Annotated in this window: 14 protein-coding genes; 8 read left to right on the plus strand and 6 right to left on the minus strand. The window is 63.0% G+C overall.

The window, feature by feature from the left end:
* Together NP945_RS11995 and NP945_RS12000 are read left to right on the plus strand one after the other, a co-directional pair.
* Positions 1 to 1,767, plus strand: coding sequence for a GMC family oxidoreductase (locus tag NP945_RS11995; RefSeq protein ID WP_256746447.1), 1,767 nt, complete (start codon positions 1 to 3; stop codon positions 1,765 to 1,767).
* Positions 1,764 to 2,981 (plus strand): cytochrome c, encoded by a 1,218-nt coding sequence (locus NP945_RS12000; RefSeq protein WP_256746448.1) that lies wholly within the window; start codon positions 1,764 to 1,766, stop codon positions 2,979 to 2,981. Before NP945_RS11995 ends, NP945_RS12000 begins: the two co-directional genes overlap by 4 nt.
* Positions 2,982 to 2,986: 5 nt before the next feature.
* On the opposite strand, the gene NP945_RS12005 is transcribed toward NP945_RS12000, so the two are convergent.
* Positions 2,987 to 3,694 carry a purine-nucleoside phosphorylase gene (locus tag NP945_RS12005; protein ID WP_127271305.1) on the minus strand — a complete coding sequence of 236 codons (708 nt, stop codon included), beginning with the start codon at positions 3,692 to 3,694 and terminating at the stop codon, positions 2,987 to 2,989.
* Between the two features lie 87 nt (positions 3,695 to 3,781).
* Complete coding sequence (gene cckA / locus NP945_RS12010) at positions 3,782 to 6,355, minus strand: cell cycle histidine kinase CckA (RefSeq protein ID WP_256746449.1); 2,574 nt, start codon at positions 6,353 to 6,355, stop codon at positions 3,782 to 3,784.
* Between the two features lie 223 nt (positions 6,356 to 6,578).
* On the opposite strand from cckA, the gene NP945_RS12015 reads away from it, so the two are divergent.
* Positions 6,579 to 7,322 carry a flagellar biosynthetic protein FliO gene (locus NP945_RS12015; protein WP_256746450.1) on the plus strand — a complete coding sequence of 248 codons (744 nt, stop codon included), beginning with the start codon at positions 6,579 to 6,581 and terminating at the stop codon, positions 7,320 to 7,322.
* 204 nt (positions 7,323 to 7,526) lie between these two features.
* Here NP945_RS12015 and dksA read toward each other — a convergent pair whose 3' ends face one another.
* Positions 7,527 to 7,943 (minus strand): RNA polymerase-binding protein DksA, encoded by a 417-nt coding sequence (gene dksA / locus NP945_RS12020; protein WP_013531862.1) that lies wholly within the window; start codon positions 7,941 to 7,943, stop codon positions 7,527 to 7,529.
* A gap of 330 nt (positions 7,944 to 8,273) precedes the next feature.
* On the opposite strand from dksA, the gene NP945_RS12025 reads away from it, so the two are divergent.
* From NP945_RS12025 to NP945_RS12040, 4 genes are all read left to right on the plus strand, one after another.
* Complete coding sequence (locus NP945_RS12025) at positions 8,274 to 8,774, plus strand: histidine phosphatase family protein (protein WP_256746451.1); 501 nt, start codon at positions 8,274 to 8,276, stop codon at positions 8,772 to 8,774.
* A 63-nt stretch (positions 8,775 to 8,837) separates the two neighbouring features.
* The gene (locus NP945_RS12030) at positions 8,838 to 10,316 is read left to right on the plus strand and encodes a YcjX family protein (protein WP_256746452.1); all 1,479 of its coding nucleotides are present in this window, start codon (positions 8,838 to 8,840) and stop codon (positions 10,314 to 10,316) included.
* Positions 10,313 to 11,401, plus strand: coding sequence for a YcjF family protein (locus NP945_RS12035; RefSeq protein WP_256746453.1), 1,089 nt, complete (start codon positions 10,313 to 10,315; stop codon positions 11,399 to 11,401). The genes NP945_RS12030 and NP945_RS12035 overlap by 4 nt, the downstream gene beginning before the upstream one ends.
* A gap of 135 nt (positions 11,402 to 11,536) precedes the next feature.
* Positions 11,537 to 12,091 (plus strand): hypothetical protein, encoded by a 555-nt coding sequence (locus NP945_RS12040; protein ID WP_128303571.1) that lies wholly within the window; start codon positions 11,537 to 11,539, stop codon positions 12,089 to 12,091.
* Positions 12,092 to 12,184: 93 nt separating this feature from the next.
* On the opposite strand, the gene NP945_RS12045 is transcribed toward NP945_RS12040, so the two are convergent.
* The 3 genes from NP945_RS12045 to NP945_RS12055 all read right to left on the minus strand — a co-directional run bounded on the left by NP945_RS12045 (position 12,185) and on the right by NP945_RS12055 (position 14,892).
* On the minus strand, positions 12,185 to 12,451 hold the full coding sequence (locus NP945_RS12045; RefSeq protein WP_127271315.1) for a hypothetical protein: 267 nt from the start codon (positions 12,449 to 12,451) through the stop codon (positions 12,185 to 12,187).
* Positions 12,452 to 12,633: 182 nt separating this feature from the next.
* Positions 12,634 to 13,842, minus strand: coding sequence for an MFS transporter (locus NP945_RS12050; protein WP_256746454.1), 1,209 nt, complete (start codon positions 13,840 to 13,842; stop codon positions 12,634 to 12,636).
* Between the two features lie 60 nt (positions 13,843 to 13,902).
* Positions 13,903 to 14,892 (minus strand): AraC family transcriptional regulator, encoded by a 990-nt coding sequence (locus NP945_RS12055; protein WP_185929064.1) that lies wholly within the window; start codon positions 14,890 to 14,892, stop codon positions 13,903 to 13,905.
* 160 nt (positions 14,893 to 15,052) lie between these two features.
* Between NP945_RS12055 and NP945_RS12060 the strand changes: the two genes are divergently transcribed.
* Positions 15,053 to 16,888, plus strand: coding sequence for a monovalent cation:proton antiporter-2 (CPA2) family protein (locus NP945_RS12060; protein WP_256746455.1), 1,836 nt, complete (start codon positions 15,053 to 15,055; stop codon positions 16,886 to 16,888).
* The last annotated feature ends 11 nt before the right edge of the window (positions 16,889 to 16,899 follow it).

Below are 16,899 nucleotides of genomic sequence, written 5' to 3' on the forward strand. Positions count from 1 at the left end.
ATGACCAAGATACTGCCTCGCAAGGACGTCGTCATCGTCGGCCTCGGCTGGACGGGATCCATTCTGGCTCACGAATTGACCGATCAGGGCCTGGACGTTGTGGCCATAGAGCGCGGCCCCTGGCGCGATACGGCAACCGATTTCAACATCGGCTATGCGCAGGATGAGTTGCGTTACAGCATCCGGCGCGACCTCTTTCTGCAGCCGACCGTGGAAACCATGACGGTGCGCAATGACCCGTCGCAGAAGGCGCTGCCGATGCGCGATTTCGGCTCCTTTCTCCCTGGCAACGGCGTCGGCGGTGCCGGTGTCCACTGGAACGGCCACACCTGGCGGTTCTGGGATTCGGATTTTCAGATAAAGACCAATCTGACGAAGAAATACGGTGCATCGAGAATCGCCGATCTCCAGGTCGAGGACTGGGGCGTGACCGGCGCGGAGATGGAGCCCTATTACGACCAGTTCGAGTATCTGGCAGGCATCTCGGGCAAGGCCGGTAATATCAAGGGACAGTTGCAGGAAGGCGGCAATCCGTTCGAGGATCCAAGGTCGCGGGATTACCCGAACCCGCCGATGCAGATGACCTACGCACCAACCCTGTTTGCCGAGGTCGGCCGGTCGATCGGCCTGCATCCCTTCCCGACTCCATCCGCCAACATGTCGCGGGCTTATGTCAACCCGCTCGGCATCGCCATGGGTCAATGCACCTATTGCGGGTTCTGCGAACGCTTCGGCTGTGCCAATTATTCGAAGTCGAGCGCCCAGACCACTATCCTTCCCGTGCTGATGAAGAAGTCGAATTTCGAGGTCCGCACCGACAGCGAGGTGCTGCATGTCGATCTGGCTCCCGGAGGCAAATCGGCGCGCGGCGTGACCTATATCGATACGTCAGGCGAGGAGTACTTCCAGCCGGCCGATCTGGTGCTGCTGTGCGCCTACGGCCTGCACAATGCCCGACTGATGATGCTGTCCGGCATCGGCAAGATCTACGACCCCGGCAGTGGCGAAGGAACGGTTGGGCGCAATTACTGCTACCAGACCAATGCCGGCGTGCAGGTGTTCTTCGACGACAAGAACTTCAACCCGTTCATCGCCGCCGGCGCGCTCGGCCAGACGATCGACGATTACAATGGTGACGCGTTCGACCACGGCGCGCTGGACTTCGTCGGCGGCGCCGGCATCAACTGCATTCCCACCAACGGACGCCCGATCGGAACCAGGCCGACCCTGCCCGGCACGCCGAAATGGGGCAGCGCCTGGAAGAAGGCAACGGTCGAGGGCTACAAGAGCACGCTTGGCTACTCGTCCCAGGGAAGCAGCTACGCGACGCGCAACAACTACCTCGACCTCGACCCGACCTACAAGGATCGTTTCGGTCGGCCGCTGATGCGCATGACGTTCGACTTTCCCGACAACGACATCCGCATGTCGAACTATGTCTGCGACCGCATGGAAGAAATAGCCAAGGCGCTCGGCGGCAAGCAGTACGCCGTCAGTCGCCGCAAGAAGGGCTGGGACAGCGTCCCCTACCAGAGCACCCACAATACGGGCGGCGCCATCATGGGGACGGACCCGAAGAAGAGCGCAGTCAACACCTTCCTCCAAAGCTGGGACGTCCCCAATGTCTTCGTCATCGGCGCGTCGGCCTTCCCGCAGAATGCCGGCAAGAACCCGACAGGAACGGTCGGCGCGCTCGCTTTCCGCGCCGCCGATGCCATTCGCAATCAATATCTGCGCAATCCCGGTGCACCCTTGGTGCAGGCATGAACAAGCTCGTTCTCGCGCTCGCCATCGGCGCCGCGGCCCTGACCGCAGGCCCGGCACGAAGTGCCGACCAGGCGGACAAGATCATACGTGGACAGTATCAGGCTGTGCTCGGCGACTGCGCAGGCTGTCATACGCAGGCCGGGGGCAAACCGCTGGCCGGCGGACTGCCGCTCGAAACGCCGTTCGGCGCGATTGTGCCGCCCAACATAACGCCTGACCGCGAGACGGGCATCGGCAATTGGTCGGAAGCCGATTTCCGCAACATGATGAAATCAGGCGTCGGCCACAATGGTGTGCGGCTTTACCCCGCAATGCCCTATCCCGCCTATACCAGGATGAACGATGCTGATATCGCCGACCTGTGGGCCTATCTGACGACGGTTGAATCGATATCGAACAAGGTCGAAGCCAATCAGCTGCCGTTTCCATTGAACATCCGGCTGGCGATGCTGGGCTGGAATGCCCTCAACTTTACAGAGGCAAGCTTTCAGCCGGATTCCTCCAAGTCGGCGGAGTGGAATCGCGGCGGCTATATCGTCCAGGGTGCAGGACATTGCGGCACCTGCCACACGCCCAAATCCTTCCTTGGCGCCGACAAGGACAGCGAGTTCCTGGAAGGCGCCTCCCTGCAAGGCTGGTTTGCCCCCGACATTACCAACAATGCGCAATCGGGCCTTGGCAGATGGTCGGAAGAGGATCTGGTCAAATACCTCAAGAGCGGCGTCAACGCGCATTCGATTGCCTCTGGTCCGATGGCGGAGGCCATCGAGAACTCAACGTCGAAAATGACCGATCCCGATCTCAAGGCGGTTGCAGTCTACCTCAAGAGCCTGGGCTCGGATGTCGATAGCGCCCAACCGGCAAAGCCTGACACGACACGGATGGCAGCGGGCGAGGCAATCTATCGCGACAATTGCTCGGCTTGCCATGGTGGAGATGGTGCCGGGTCAGGCGTGCTTTTCCCTTCTCTTGCCGGCAATTCTATCGTTGCGCAGGGCAGTTCCGAAACATTGGCCCGGCTCGTCCTTGCCGGCAGTCAGGCCGTGCATACGGCTGATGCGCCGACAACGCCCGCCATGCCGTCCCTGGCCTGGCGCCTGAAGGACCAGGAGGTCGCCGACGTCCTGACCTATGTGCGCGCCAGCTGGGGCAACACCGCCCCAGCGGTCGCCTCCGACGATGTGGCAGCCGTGCGCAAGCAATTGCTCCCGTAACTCGGCTAGCTCTCGGCTGCGACAGCGAGCGCCAGACGGCTCATGTCGGTGAAAAGCGCCTGGCGCTCGGAATAGTCGGTCTGTTCGCCGGTCTCGATGTTGTCGACCACGACACACATCGACAGCGCGCGCGCTCCGAAATGCTCCGATATGCGATATAGCGCGCTGGTTTCCATATCCACGGCCAGGGCTCCTTGCGCCCGCGCAACGGCAAAACGGGCGCGCCCTTCCGGGTGATAGAAGATGTCGCTGCACACCGTCAGGCCGGCATGATGGTCGATGCCGAATTCTACCGCCTTGGCCAGTGACGATGCGAGGAGCGCCGGGTCGGGGCCAGCGGGTCCATAAAGGCCGAAAACCTGGCCGCTCTGGGCGCTTTCCGCCTGTGCCGATTGCGAGATGACAAGGCTGCGCAGTTTTGCCTTTGCGGTCAGGCTGCCGCAGGTGCCGGTGCGGATCAACGTCCGGGCGCCATAATGGTCCAGCAATTCATGCGCATAGATCAGAAATGATGAAACGCCGATGCCCGTCGCCTGAATGCTGACGGGTTTGCCGCCAAACAGCCCGGTGAAGCCAAGCGCGCCGCGGCGGCGATTGATGCAGCGCGGCGCTTCCAGGAACGTTTGCGCCATCCACTCGGCGCGCTGCGGGTCACCCGGCAACAAAACCGTGTCGGCGTAGTCGTCCTTGTCCGCTTCGTTGTGCGGCGTCACCAGTTGCTCCCCCTAAGCCTTCCTGCCGTTTCACCCGCAATCATGGCGTTGTCACGGCGTTGTGCAAGGTGGAACATGGGAAAGGCTCTAAGACTCCAGCACGTCCTTGACGATCGTCGCCAGTTGCTTGAGCGAAAACGGCTTGGGCAGAAAGCCGAAATGCGCATCTGCCGGGAGGTTTCTGGCGAATGCGTCCTCGGCGTAGCCGGACACGAAGACGAACTTGATGTCCGGCTGGCGCTTGCGCAATTCACCAAGCAGTGTCGGTCCGTCCATTTCCGGCATGACCACATCGGAAACGACGATATCGACCTTGCCGCCCAGCGCCTCGAACACTTCCAGCGCCTCGACGCCCGACGATGCCTCGTGCACGGTGTAGCCACGCGAGGTCAGCGCCCGCATGCCGCCCATGCGCACGGCATCCTCGTCCTCGACGAGCAGCACCGTGGCCGAGCCCGACAGATCCTTGGCCGGATCGGCGACCTTTGCCGGCGCCGCCGGCGCATCGCCGGGCTCGCCTGCTTTTTTCGCTTCGGCGATGTGACGCGGCAGGAAAATGCGGAAGGTCGAGCCTTTGCTGACTTCGGAATCGCAAAAGATGAAGCCGCCGGTCTGCTTGATGATGCCGTAGACCATCGACAGGCCAAGGCCGGTGCCCTTGCCGACTTCCTTGGTGGTGAAGAAAGGCTCGAAAATCTTCTTCAGCACGTCGGGCGCGATGCCGCTGCCGGTGTCCTCGACTTCGACCACGACATAGTCCGCCGGGGCGAGTTCGCGGTAGGAAAAGGCCTTGCACTCCTCGGCGGTCACATTGCGGGTGCGCACGGTGAGATCGCCGCCCGCCGGCATTGCGTCGCGCGCGTTGACCGCAAGGTTGACGACCACCTGCTCGAACTGCCCGATATCGACCTTGACCGGCCACAGGTCGCGGCCATGATCAACCTTCAGCTTGATGTCGTTGCCGACAAGGCGGGCGAGCAGCATCCTGAGATCGGCGAGCACGTCGGTCAGGTTGAGCACTTCCGGCCGCAATGTCTGCTTGCGCGAGAAGGCCAGAAGCTGCCGCACCAGCGAAGCCGCCCGGTTGGCGTTCTGCTTGATGTTCATGATGTCGGGGAAGGAGGGGTCCGACGGACGGTGGTTGGTCAACAAAAGGTCGGACGCCATGATGATGGCGGTCAGCACATTGTTGAAATCATGCGCGATGCCGCCGGCAAGCTGGCCGACCGCCTGCATCTTCTGGCTCTGCGCCATCTGCCCTTCGAGCGCCTTCTGCTCCGTCGTCTCGACGGCGTAGACGATGGCCGACTCCTCGGCGCCCTCGCCGCCGGTGCCGTCGGCGACGGCGTTGACGTAGAAGCGGATGTGCCGTTCGTCGTTGCCCGGCAAAAGCGTGTCGATCGGCTCGATGTCGGCCTGCCGCTGCTGCGCTTTCTCGAAGGCAGCCGCAAAGGCCGGCCGGTCGCGTTCGTGGATCACCGTGTCGAGCCTTACGCGACGGTCGACGGCGTCGCGATCGACGACAGACGAAAACAACGACAGGAACGGCGCATTGGTGCGCAGGATGCGCCCATTGTGGTCGACGCCGGCGATCGCCATCGGTGTCGAGTTGAAGAAGCGGGTGAAGCGCACTTCCGAAGCCCGCAAATCGGCAGAGGCATCCTCGCCTTGCGTGCGGTTGAGCACGATCGTGCGTGTCGGCCCGTTCAATCCTTCGCGGCTGGCCGAAACACGGTGCATGAAGCGCACCGGCAGCGCTTCGCCCGTCGTGGTCGTCAGGTCGAGATCGATCACCGCGTTGCGTGTGGTGCCGGGGTCGGCCTTGACCGAGCGGACCAGCGCCATGCCGTCGCCGGCCACGATCTCCGACAGAGACACGGCGCCGGGCGTGAAGCTGGTGAGGTCGATGCCAAGCCATTCGGCGAGCGTGGCGTTGATATAGGTGACGCGGCCCTCCTGGTCGGCCGAAAAGAAGCCGGCCGGCGCGTGGTCGAGGTGATCGATCGCCTTCTGCAGGTCGAGGAAGAAGCGCTCCTGCTCGGCCCGCTCCTGCGAGATGTCGGCAAGCTGCCAGGCCAGCATCGGCAGCCGCTGGCCTGGAACGCTGAAGGCGCGGGCGCGGGCCCGGTACCAGCGGGCGCCAGGCTCGGCACCGGGCCGAATGGACTGTGCGAGCCTAAACTCGCCGTCGCCCGACTGGCCGTCGCGCAGGCCGGACGCCAGGCGATAGATCGTCACCGAGGCTTCGGGGACATCCGAGAGCAATCCCTCGACGGTCTTCAGGTCGGCAGCGGACGATGCTCCGGTCATATCCGCATAGGCGCGATTGGCATAGACGACGCGGCCCTTGGTGTCGGTGACGAGAAGCCCCTGCGACATCGAATCGACGAAGGATTTCGACAGTTCGTCGCCTGTCGAGCGTGGCGTGACCTGCACGAAGCCGATCGCCGTCGCGAACAGGAAGCCGACGCCGATCATCGCCAGCACGCCGAGCATGCCGAGCAGGAAAGGATCGCCGAGGCGCTCGCGGAAAAGCCCGAAGACGATCGCCGCCCCAGTCAGAACGACGATGAAAATGATAAGCCGGGTGACCGCGCCGGGTCGCGTATTCTGGTCGACGATCGGTACCGGATAGAAATCGCCGCGCGCTTCCTTGGCCATGTGCCCCCTGCTCGTGAATTCCGGTGTTCCGACACCCGCCCCTAGCGGGTTGAATCACATTCTCCTAGTCCGGAAAAGGCCTGGGCGGCAAATGTCGGATAAAAATGATGTCTTCCGGGCTTCGGAGTTTTTCTAGCTGTTCACCGGCGTGAAACGCAACTTGCGGTGGCCCGCTGCAACGGTCTAGTGTCTCGTCACTTCCAAGGGCGATCAGGGGAACCCAATGCAATGGCTCGATAGCGTGGCAGGTCCCGGTTATGCCGCAGCATTGTTGTGGACGTTTGCAGCGCTTGTCCTGCTGGTCATCGTTCTCGTCATCATCAAGCTGGTGCGCAACCTGACATTCGGAACCTTCGTCGCCGGTGGCCGGAACCGCAAGACGCGACTGGCCGTCATGGATGCCACCGCCGTCGACAGCCATCGCAGGTTGGTGCTGATACGCCGTGACGATATCGAGCACCTGCTTCTGATCGGCGGCCCGACTGACGTCGTCGTCGAGCGCGATATCCGACTTTCGGCGCTACGCCGGCCGGCATTGACTGGAGACGGTGGCTTGCAGCCGGTCCCGGCCACCGCGGCCCCGGCAGCAACAAGGCCACGTCCGCCGCAACCCGCTCCGCCGCCGGCGAGACAGGCACCCGCTCCACAGCCGGTGAACACGACGCCCGCCCGCCCGCGGGCAACAGCGCCGCCGGCACCGGCACCGAAGCCGGCAACGCAAAGCTATCAGTCGACCAATGTCACGCCGTTGCCGGCCTACGGCTCCGCCAATGCCAACACCGCCCGGCACGCCCCGCCACCACCGCAGCCGGTGCAAGACAGCATCGACGACACGCTGATGAGGGAACTCGAAGTGTCGCTGGACCAGCCCCGTTCGGGCGGCCCCGTGGGCAAGCCGGCGGCGCCGCAGTCGCTCGACGACGAGATGACCAAGCTTCTCGGCGAACTCTCCAGTCAGAAGAGATGAGCGGCGGCCGGGTCGCTATCCCGCGAAACATCGTCGCCGGTCCGCTGCCGAACCACCTCGTCCAAGCGCCAAATATCAAGGGTTTGCGGCCTTCGCGCGCCTCAGAGCGGTGGATGCCGCACCAATAGAAATGGCCGGAAAACCGGCCATTTTCAGGATCGAGTTCGTTCGGGACAGCCGGCCGTGCGCCGCCGGCCTTGACCTTCAGTCGTCGCGATAGACTTTTTCGCGGCGCTCATGCCGCTCCTGCGCTTCGATCGACAATGTCGCGATCGGACGCGCATCGAGCCGCTTCAGCGCGATCGGCTCGCCGGTCTCTTCGCAATAGCCGTAAGTGCCTTCGTCGATGCGCTGCAGGGCGGAGTCGATCTTTGCAATGAGCTTGCGCTGACGGTCACGGGCCCTGAGTTCGATGGCACGGTCGGTTTCCGAAGAGGCGCGATCGGCCAGATCGGGGTGGTTGGCGTTTTCTTGCTGCAGGATTTCCAGTGTTTCGCGCGCTTCGCGCAATATGTCATTCTTCCAGGTGACGAGCTTTGAGCGGAAGTAGGATTTCTGCCGCTCGTTCATGAACGGCTCGTCTTCGGAGGGTACGTAATCGGCGGTAACGATGTCGTTCATTCGACTCACCCAAACTGCCCCAAATTTGGCGCCTATATATTCGTCGTCCGACGCCTGCACAAGCGCAATCGGCCGCTGTTTCACGCAATTGTTAAAGTACCCCGCCACGGGTCTTTGCAGCCGCGTACGGTCGCTTTGGTACAAACTCCGCCGAGACACTTTGGATCCGGTGGCACATGCTTTCCGAGATCGGCCGTGATCCCGGGGCGATACGCAAGCGCCTTTGCAGCAAGCAGCATTGGGTGATTCGCTGTGTTTGAAGAGCACGGGCATTGTGCGCAACGCCGTTCTCGTGGCTAATCCCGGGAGGCTTCGGCATTCGGAGGTTGGGTGAGCAGGCTTTATCTGTTGCGACATGCAAAGGCTGGCTGGGCACTGCCCGGCATGCGGGATTTCGATCGCCCGCTCGACGCGTCCGGCCGTTCCGATGCCGAAATGATGGGCGCCGCCATGCGCTCCCGCCTCTATGTTCCGGACCGCACACTCTGCTCCAATGCCAAACGCGCCAAGGAGACGCTGGAAGGCCTGGCCGGCCAGACCGACACCGGCCGGGTCTTGTTCTTCGACGCGCTCTACAGCGCGGACGCGGCCGGTTACCTCCACCTTATCCGCGACAATGGCGGATCGGGCTCATTGCTGGTCATTGGCCACAACCCGATGATGGAAGACCTCACCATGGCAGTTTCGGGCGACGGCGACGAAACCGCGCGGGCCACGCTGAACCACGGGTTTCCGACCGCAGGCCTGGCGGTCGTCCGCTTCGACGGCGATCTTGCCAGCGCCGCCCAAGGCGCCGGCTATCTCGAAGCGTTCCTGACGCCGGCCATCTGAAGCCATTTCAAAGCCTGGTTGTAGAGCCTATATCGGACGGACCGAAGTCCGAGAGAGCATATTTTGGCATCATCGCTGACCACCTTCACCGACGAGGCGAGGATTGCCCTCGACACGCTGTCAGGCCGCGCCACCGGGCTTTTTTCCCCATCGCTGCGCCTCGGCGTGACCGGATTGTCCCGCGCCGGCAAAACGGTGTTCATATCGGCCCTAGTCCACAATTTGATCCATGGCGGCCGCCTGCCGCTGTTCGAGGCGCAGAAATCTGGGCGCATCGCCCGCGCCTTCCTCGAGCAGCAGCCCGACGACGCGGTGCCGCGTTTCCAGTACGAGGACCACATCGCCGCCCTGGTCAACGATCGTGCCTGGCCCGATTCGACGCGCGCCATTTCGGAACTGCGGCTGACCATCGAATATGAATCGGCTTCCGGCTGGAGCCGCATGTTTTCTTCAGGCAGACTGTCGGTCGATATCGTCGATTATCCCGGCGAATGGCTGCTCGATCTGCCCCTGCTCGGCAAATCCTTCGCCGATTTTTCGCACGAAGCCTTTGAAATGGCCGTTCTGCCGGTGCGCGAGGACCTGTCGCAGGCCTGGCGGGCGCTGTCGGCTGGGATCGATCCGGACGCCGATGCCGACGAGATGACGGCGCGCCGCCTGGCCGAAAGCTTCGCCGCCTATCTGAAGGCCTGCAAGCTCGACGAGCGGGCGCTTTCGACCTTGCCGCCCGGCCGTTTCCTGATGCCGGGCGATCTCGAAGGCTCGCCGGCATTGACTTTCGCGCCCCTGGCCGGGATCGGCGACAGGCGTCCGCGCGCAGGGTCGCTGCACGCCATGATGGACCGGCGCTACGAGGCCTACAAGACCCATGTCGTCAAACCCTTCTTCCGCGAACACATCACCCGCCTCGATCGCCAGATCGTGCTGATCGACGCCATGCAGGCGCTGAATGCCGGCCCCGGCGCCATGGCCGACCTGGAACGCGCGGTAACCGAGATCCTCAGCTGTTTCCGACCCGGCCGGGGCAGCTTCCTCACCGACCTGTTCTCGCGGCGCATCGACCGCATCCTGGTTGCCGCGACCAAAGCCGACCATCTGCATCACGAAAGCCATGACCGCCTGCAGTCGATCGTGCGGCGGCTTGCCGACCGCGCCGTGGCACGGGCGAATTTCACCGGCGCCGACGTCGATGTGGTCGCCATGGCGGCGGTGCGCGCGACGCGCGAAGGCACCGTCAAGCAAGGCCGAGAGACGTTGCCCGTCATTATCGGCACGCCGATCGCCGGCGAGAAGATCAACGGCGAAACCTTCGATGGAAAAACTGAAACAGCCATATTTCCTGGTGATTTACCGGAGAAAATTGATGCGGTTTTTGATCTTTCGGGAGCCGATCACAAGCAGGATGCCGCGGACCCTGCAATCCGCTTCGTCCGTTTCCGTCCCCCAAAGCTAGAACGCACGGCTGAAGGTATCACCCTGTCGCTGCCGCATATCAGGCTCGACCGTGCCTTGCAGTTCCTGATTGGAGATCATTTGGCATGATCGCGCCCCGCAAGCCGGCGGCATTCCGCATCGAGCCGGAAGCCACATCAAGACAAACGCACCCAGAACCGCGCCCCCAGGCCGATGCCCAGCGCAAACCGCGCGCGATGAAGACCGATGTCGCGATGGTCCTCCCGGCGGAAGTCGATGTCTTCGACGAGCCCGACATCATTGCCGCGGAGCCGCCACCGGCCATCGCGCCCAGGAAACGCTCGCTGCTCGGCAGCATCTTCTTCGGCGCCTTTGGCGTGCTGGTTTCGCTGGCTGTCGGCTTGTGGACCGACCAGCTCATACGCGACCTCTTTGCGCGCGCCGAATGGCTGGGCTGGCTGGCCGCCGGCATGGCTGCCATCGCCGTGCTGGCGCTTGTGGTGATCCTGATTCGCGAATTCCTGGCGATCGCCCGTCTCGCCGAGGTCGAAAAGCTGCAGAAACGGGCGCTCGACGCAATCGAGCGTGACGATCCCAAGGCGGCACGATCGGTCGTCGACGAGCTGTCGGCCTTTGTCGCGGCCAAACCCGAGACCGCGGCCGGCCGGCGCGCGCTGGCCGAACTGCGCGGCGAAATCATCGACGGCGGCAATCTCGTGCGCCTGGCCGAGGCAGAAATTCTGGGCCCTCTCGATGCCAGGGCAAAGGTGATGATCCTCGAGGCCGCCAAACGCGTTTCGCTGGTGACGGCGGTCAGCCCGCGCGCACTGGTCGATGTCGCCTATGTCGTGTTCGAGGCCGGGCGGCTCATTCGCCGTCTGTCGGAACTCTATGGCGGACGGCCCGGAACGCTGGGTTTCTTCCGCCTGGCGCGCAGCGTGCTGGCGCATCTGGCGGTTACCGGCTCGATCGCGGTCGGTGACAGTTTCGTCCAGCAGATCGTCGGCCACGGCCTAGCCGCGCGCCTTTCGGCCAAGCTTGGCGAGGGCGTCGTCAACGGCATGATGACGGCGCGCATCGGCATCGCCGCGATGGAGACGGCGCGACCCCTGCCCTTCAGCGCCGCCAAGCGTCCCGGATTGGGCGACTTCCTCTCGGCGCTGACATCGTTCGCAACCAGGAAAGATGGTGAAACGACCCCATCCGGCAAGTGAGACGGGCTGGAGTGTCCGGACATTCGGAATCGTTACCGGACTGCTTTGCGGCGGCCCCTCGGTGACGAAGCATTAACCAATCTTGTTCATGGTCAGACGGGTTCCAAACAGCATCTTTGTTGCCGGGTGTGGTCGATGAAAAGCGTAATTCTATCCAGCGTCCTGCCCTTGGCAACGGTGATTGCGGCAGTCGTCGGCATTGCCGGAATGGCCTCTGCGGCGGAGCCGGACAAGCAGTTCTTCCAGTCTGCTGAAGGCAAGTGGATCGGTCCCGGCGAAATCGTCGCCGGCAAGTACAAAGGCACCAAGTTCAACTGTAGCTTCACCGGCTCGACGCCCGACGGCAAGGTCGGCATGTCGCTCGACGGCGGCTGCCGGGTTGGCATGTTCACGCAGCAGATGTCGGCCAAGATCGAGCGCAAGGGCCGTGAGGGCTACAAGGGCAGCTTCATGGGTGGCGCGACCGGTTCCGGCCTCGACATCATCGGCGGCAACGTCGTCGATCCCCGCAAAGTGGTCTTCACCATCAACCGCAACCAGCTGCGCGGCGTCATGCAGGCTCGCATCCCTGACGACAATTCGATGACAGTGACTATTGCCGTGCGCGTCGACGACCAGTTGGTGCCGGTGATCGGCATGAGCCTGAAGCGCGTCGACGCAGTCGAAGTCGGCTCCATCGCGCCGAACTGAAAAAACCGAAAAAAAGGCGGCGACCCAACGGTCACTGCCCTCTCCCTTGACCCATCGAATCAGGCGCTTAGGCCTTGATCTCAAATCAGGGCGTTAGCCTTTGATTGTGGCCGTCAGTTCGTCATAGGCCTTGCAGGCGTCGGCCAATGTCGTAGCGCCCTGATACTTGGTTGTCACCGCCTGGACCTTGGCCGTCAGATCAGCCGCTTTGGACGGGTCCTTGGTAATCGCTTCCTGCAGCGCGGTAGCCATGTCCTGCGCCTTCTTGGTCGCGATTTCCGCCGTGCACTCGGGCGCCTTCGAGCAAGCCGAACCGGCAAGCACCGCCAGGCCGACGGCAACAAACAAAAACTTCTTCATGTCAGTCATCTCCTCAAAAAGGGCGCGACTTGATCGTCGATCACCCTCCAATGGCCGAAGCCGAGCGTCCTTAGCCTTCGATTGCGGCAAGATGCAACGTGTTCCCGGCCTCAACTTGTGTATCGCGCCTGCAACATCGGCGGCGGCCCGGATTCAGGCTATTTTATCAGCGGCAGCAAAGTTCAGCTGCGTGGCTGCAGCAGCGCCAAGACGGCGGTCGATGCGGCAAGGACAGCGGTCAGAGTCAAAGGCCCGGTCGCGCCATAGGTGTCCACGACATAGCCGCCGACAACCGCGCCGATGGTGATGGCAATTTGGAAAGAGGTGACCATCAGGCTGCCCGCTGCCTCCAGCGCATCAGGCGCCGCGCGCGACATATTGGTCGGCAGCACCACCGGCGCCATGCCAAAGGCGAAACCCCACAGCGTAACGAAGCCGAAGGCAACGCCCATATGCGAGCCCCAAAGCACCAAAGTAAGTGCCGCAACCGCCATCAACGCCGCGGTGACTGCGAGGGCCATGTGGATGTTGGTGTCGGCCATGCGGCCGCCGGCAACATTACCGATCACGGCAGCGATGCCAAACCCGAGCAGAGCCAGGGCAATCGGTCCGGTTGTAAGGAGTGTCACCTGTTCGAGGAAGGGACGCACATAGACCGAGCCGGCAAAATGCCCCGTCATCAGCAAAACAATGGCCAGCATGCCGAGTTGGATGCCGCGCCGCCGGGTCAGCCGAAATACATCTGCAAGGCTGTTGCTTGCCGTTGCAGGCAAGGTCGGCAGGCTGAGAAACTGCAGCAGCATGGCAAGCGCGGCCAGCCCCGCCGTCATGGCCATGGCACTGCGCCACCCTATCCAGTCACTGATCAACGCGCCCATAGACGGTGCGGCAATGGTGGCAAGCGAGACGCCGAGGGTGACGATCGCCATGCCCCGACCTGTCGCATTGGCGCCAACCAGCCTCGCCACGACGGCGACCGAAAGTGCCCAGAAAGCGCTGAGAGCGATGCCCAGCCCGGCCCGGCCCAACAGCAACAGCCAGAAATCGGTCGCCAGCGCCGCCAGGATATTGGAACCGACCGCAAGGGCGCTGAGACCAACCAGCACCGCCTTGCGGTTCAGGCGGCCGATGAGAACATTGCTCAACATGGCCGTCACGGCGCCGACGGAAGCGGTGGCGGTGACGACCTGGCCGGCCGTCCCCTCGCTGATGCCGAGATCGCGTGCCATTGGCGTCAGCAGACCTGCGGGCAGGAATTCGGCCGACACCAGGGCAAAGCTGGTGGCCGCCAATGAAATGACCGCGAACCAGGTGGCTGCGCTCCATGCGGCTGGTGCATCGGCATCAAGGCCAATCGCGGCGTCTTCAAGCTGTAATGTTGTGTCAGTCACGGAAAGATCTCCAAAGTTTGGAGGTCTTAAATAGGCGAGTCCACTCGGATGATATGTATCTTAGAATCCGAAATTCATATCCATTCGTCCGGGAATTGTGCGGCGCACAACGCCCGGCGAGACATTGGTGATGCGCTTGAACGCGCGCGCGAAGGATGCCTCGGAATCATAGCCCAAACGGGTAGCGACTTCGGCAACCGACAAGCCGTTTTGGCCCAGCAATTCGCGGGCAAGCTGCATGCGCAGGCGGGCGAGATAGTGTGCGGCACCCTCCCCCAATACCGCACTGAAACGCTCGGCGAAAATCGAACGCGATTGGCCTGCCACGCCGGCCAGGCTTCCCAGCGTCCAGTTGTGGCCGGGGCTGCGGTGCATGGCCGCCAAAGCGCGGCCTATATGGGGGTCGCGGATGGCTGCGAGCCAACCGGTGGTCGAGGCTCCGTTGCAATTGACCCAGCAGCGTATGAGCCGGGCCGTCAGCAAGTCGGCCATACGCGACAGAATCGTGGCGCTGCCCATCTGCGGTTGCGAGGCCTCCACCGTCATGGCCGCCAGCAAAGGACCGACGACCGGGTCATTGCCGGCCACGTCGCAACCCTTGATGACAGGCGGCATCAACGTGATCAATGGGTTGAGCGCATAGGAGTCCAAGGCCATGGAGCCGCAGAAAAGGGTGCTCGTCGCGCCCGTTCCTTGCCGTACCACTTCGCAGACGTTGCCCCCCAACTTGATCACCTGGCAACCTTCGAGCGAGTCCCCTGCAACGTCCGGTGCGCTCGCCAGCCGATGGGCGATGCCTTGCGGCAGCAGCACCAGATCGCCATCGCGCAACTCCTGCCAGCCTTGCGATTCAGTATGAATCCAGCACGGGCCCTGGCCGACAAAGTGAAACCGAAGCAGCTGTTGTTGCGGAAAGTCTATGCTCCATGGGTGCCGGAGCTCGCAGCGGCCATAGTTGACACCACTCAAGCGAAAGTCTTGCAGAACTTCGCTGAGCGCATCCATCGGGATATGTGGCGTCGAAGACGGTCGGGACGAATAGTCAGGCATGTGCCTGATATAGATGCCGAACGTCCGGCAGGCAAGCGGGGACCGTTGTCCACCAGGTGAATCGTTGCAGCGGCACCCCTACCCTTCCCGGCAGATTTCTCGCCTTGCCTCCCACTCCAACTGCATGCAAGGAGTTCTGATACACACAGGGACAAGAGGCATGGCGGCGGAAGCATCGGGCAGTGATCTGATTCAGGTGGTGGCACTGCTTGCTGCCGGCGTCGTTGCCGTTCCGATCTTCAAGCGCATGGGCCTTGGCTCGATCCTCGGCTATCTGGCCGCCGGCGTGGTGATCGGTCCGTTCGGCCTCGGCGTCTTTTCCGAATCGGAAGCCATTCTTCATGTCGCCGAGCTCGGTGTGGTGATGTTCCTGTTCATCATCGGGCTGGAAATGCAGCCATCGCGGCTGTGGGGCCTGCGCCGCGAGATCTTCGGCCTCGGCGCGCTGCAGGTCGGCGTCTGCGCGCTGCTGCTGACCGGTGTCGGCATGGCGGGAGGGTTTCCGATCGCGCAATCCTTCGTCGCCGGCGCCGGCTTCGTGCTGACCTCGACGGCGATCGTCATGCAACTCCTGGAGGAACGCGGTGAAATCGCCGCACCGAAAGGCCAGCGCATCGTATCGGTCCTGCTGCTCGAGGACCTTGCCATCGTGCCGCTGCTGGCCCTGATCGCGTTCCTGGCGCCCGGTGGAGCCGACACCAGCCTGTCGGAGCGGCTGACTGAGGTCGGCATCGGCCTTGCCGCGATCATCGGCCTGGTGGTGGCCGGCCGTTATCTGCTCAACCCGTTCTTCCGCATCCTGGCGGATGCCCGTGCCCGCGAGGTGATGACCGCCGCGGCACTTCTGGTCGTCCTGGGGTCAGCCCTCGCCATGCAGCTCAGCGGCCTGTCGATGGCGATGGGTGCCTTCCTGGCCGGCGTGCTTTTGTCTGAATCGACCTTCCGCCACCAACTCGAAGCCGACATCGAACCCTTCCGCGGCATCCTGCTTGGCCTGTTCTTTCTCGCGGTAGGCATGTCGCTCGACCTGCATGTGGTCGCGGCGAACTGGCGGCTGATCGCCATCTATGTCGTCGCCTACATGGTGATGAAGGCATTCGGTATCTACATCGTCGCCCGCATCCTGAAATCAGGCCACCGCGAAGCCCTGGAGCGCGCGGTCTTCATGGCACAAGGCGGCGAATTCGCCTTTGTCCTTTACTCGGCGGCCGCGGCGGTCGGCATCATCGATGGCCAGGCCAACGCGACGCTGACGGCGATCGTCATCATCTCCATGGTGCTGACGCCGCTGGCCATCATCGCCTTGCGCTATCTGACGCCGCGTGACGAGCAGTCGCTCGACGGGGTCGATGTCGCCGATGGCCTGACCGGCAGCGTGCTGGTCATTGGTTTCGGCCGCTTCGGCCAGATCGCGAGCCAGCCGCTGCTGCTGCGCGGCATTGACGTCTCGATCATCGACAATGACGTCGAAATGATCCAGGCGGCGGCCGATTTCGGCTTCAAGGTCTATTATGGCGACGGCACGCGACTGGACATCCTGCATGCCGCCGGCGCCGGCCGTGCGCGCGCCGTGCTGATCTGCGTCGACAAGGCCGATGTGGCTGTTCGCATCGCCCAGTTGATCAAGGCTGAGTTTCCTTTGCTCACCGTGCTGGCCCGCGCTTTCGATCGTGGTACCGCGCTGCAGCTCATTCGCGCCGGCGTCGACTACCAGCTGCGTGAAACCTTCGAATCCGCACTTGTTTTCGGCGGCTCGGCCCTGGAATCGCTGGGCGTCGACCCCGAAGACGTGGCTGAAACGATCGAAGACGTCAGGCGCCGCGACACCGATCGCTTCGAAACCCAGCTTGCCGAAGGCATTCGCGCCGGACAGCGCTTCCTGAGAGGCAATATCGGTACGCCGATTCCGACACCGCTCTCCACGCCGCGCCGGCCTGGTCAGGCACTCAATGAAGAAACCGCGGGTGTGCTGCACAAGTCCGAACCCGCCGATTGAGCAAGGAATTA

Source organism: Mesorhizobium sp. LMG17149 (assembly GCF_024518695.1).
GTDB lineage: Bacteria > Pseudomonadota > Alphaproteobacteria > Rhizobiales > Rhizobiaceae > Mesorhizobium.

Bases quoted from the DNA above. Each gene is read 5' to 3' on its own strand.
- NP945_RS11995 (WP_256746447.1), top strand. From the start codon at position 1: ATGACCAAGATACTGCCTCGCAAGGACGTCGTCATCGTCGGCCTCGGC.
- NP945_RS12000 (WP_256746448.1), top strand. From the start codon at position 1,764: ATGAACAAGCTCGTTCTCGCGCTCGCCATCGGCGCCGCGGCCCTGACC.
- cckA (WP_256746449.1), bottom strand. From the start codon at position 6,355: ATGGCCAAGGAAGCGCGCGGCGATTTCTATCCGGTACCGATCGTCGAC.
- NP945_RS12015 (WP_256746450.1), top strand. From the start codon at position 6,579: ATGCAATGGCTCGATAGCGTGGCAGGTCCCGGTTATGCCGCAGCATTG.
- dksA (WP_013531862.1), bottom strand. From the start codon at position 7,943: ATGAACGACATCGTTACCGCCGATTACGTACCCTCCGAAGACGAGCCG.
- NP945_RS12035 (WP_256746453.1), top strand. From the start codon at position 10,313: ATGATCGCGCCCCGCAAGCCGGCGGCATTCCGCATCGAGCCGGAAGCC.
- NP945_RS12040 (WP_128303571.1), top strand. From the start codon at position 11,537: ATGAAAAGCGTAATTCTATCCAGCGTCCTGCCCTTGGCAACGGTGATT.
- NP945_RS12045 (WP_127271315.1), bottom strand. From the start codon at position 12,451: ATGAAGAAGTTTTTGTTTGTTGCCGTCGGCCTGGCGGTGCTTGCCGGT.
- NP945_RS12055 (WP_185929064.1), bottom strand. From the start codon at position 14,892: ATGCCTGACTATTCGTCCCGACCGTCTTCGACGCCACATATCCCGATG.
- NP945_RS12060 (WP_256746455.1), top strand. From the start codon at position 15,053: ATGGCGGCGGAAGCATCGGGCAGTGATCTGATTCAGGTGGTGGCACTG.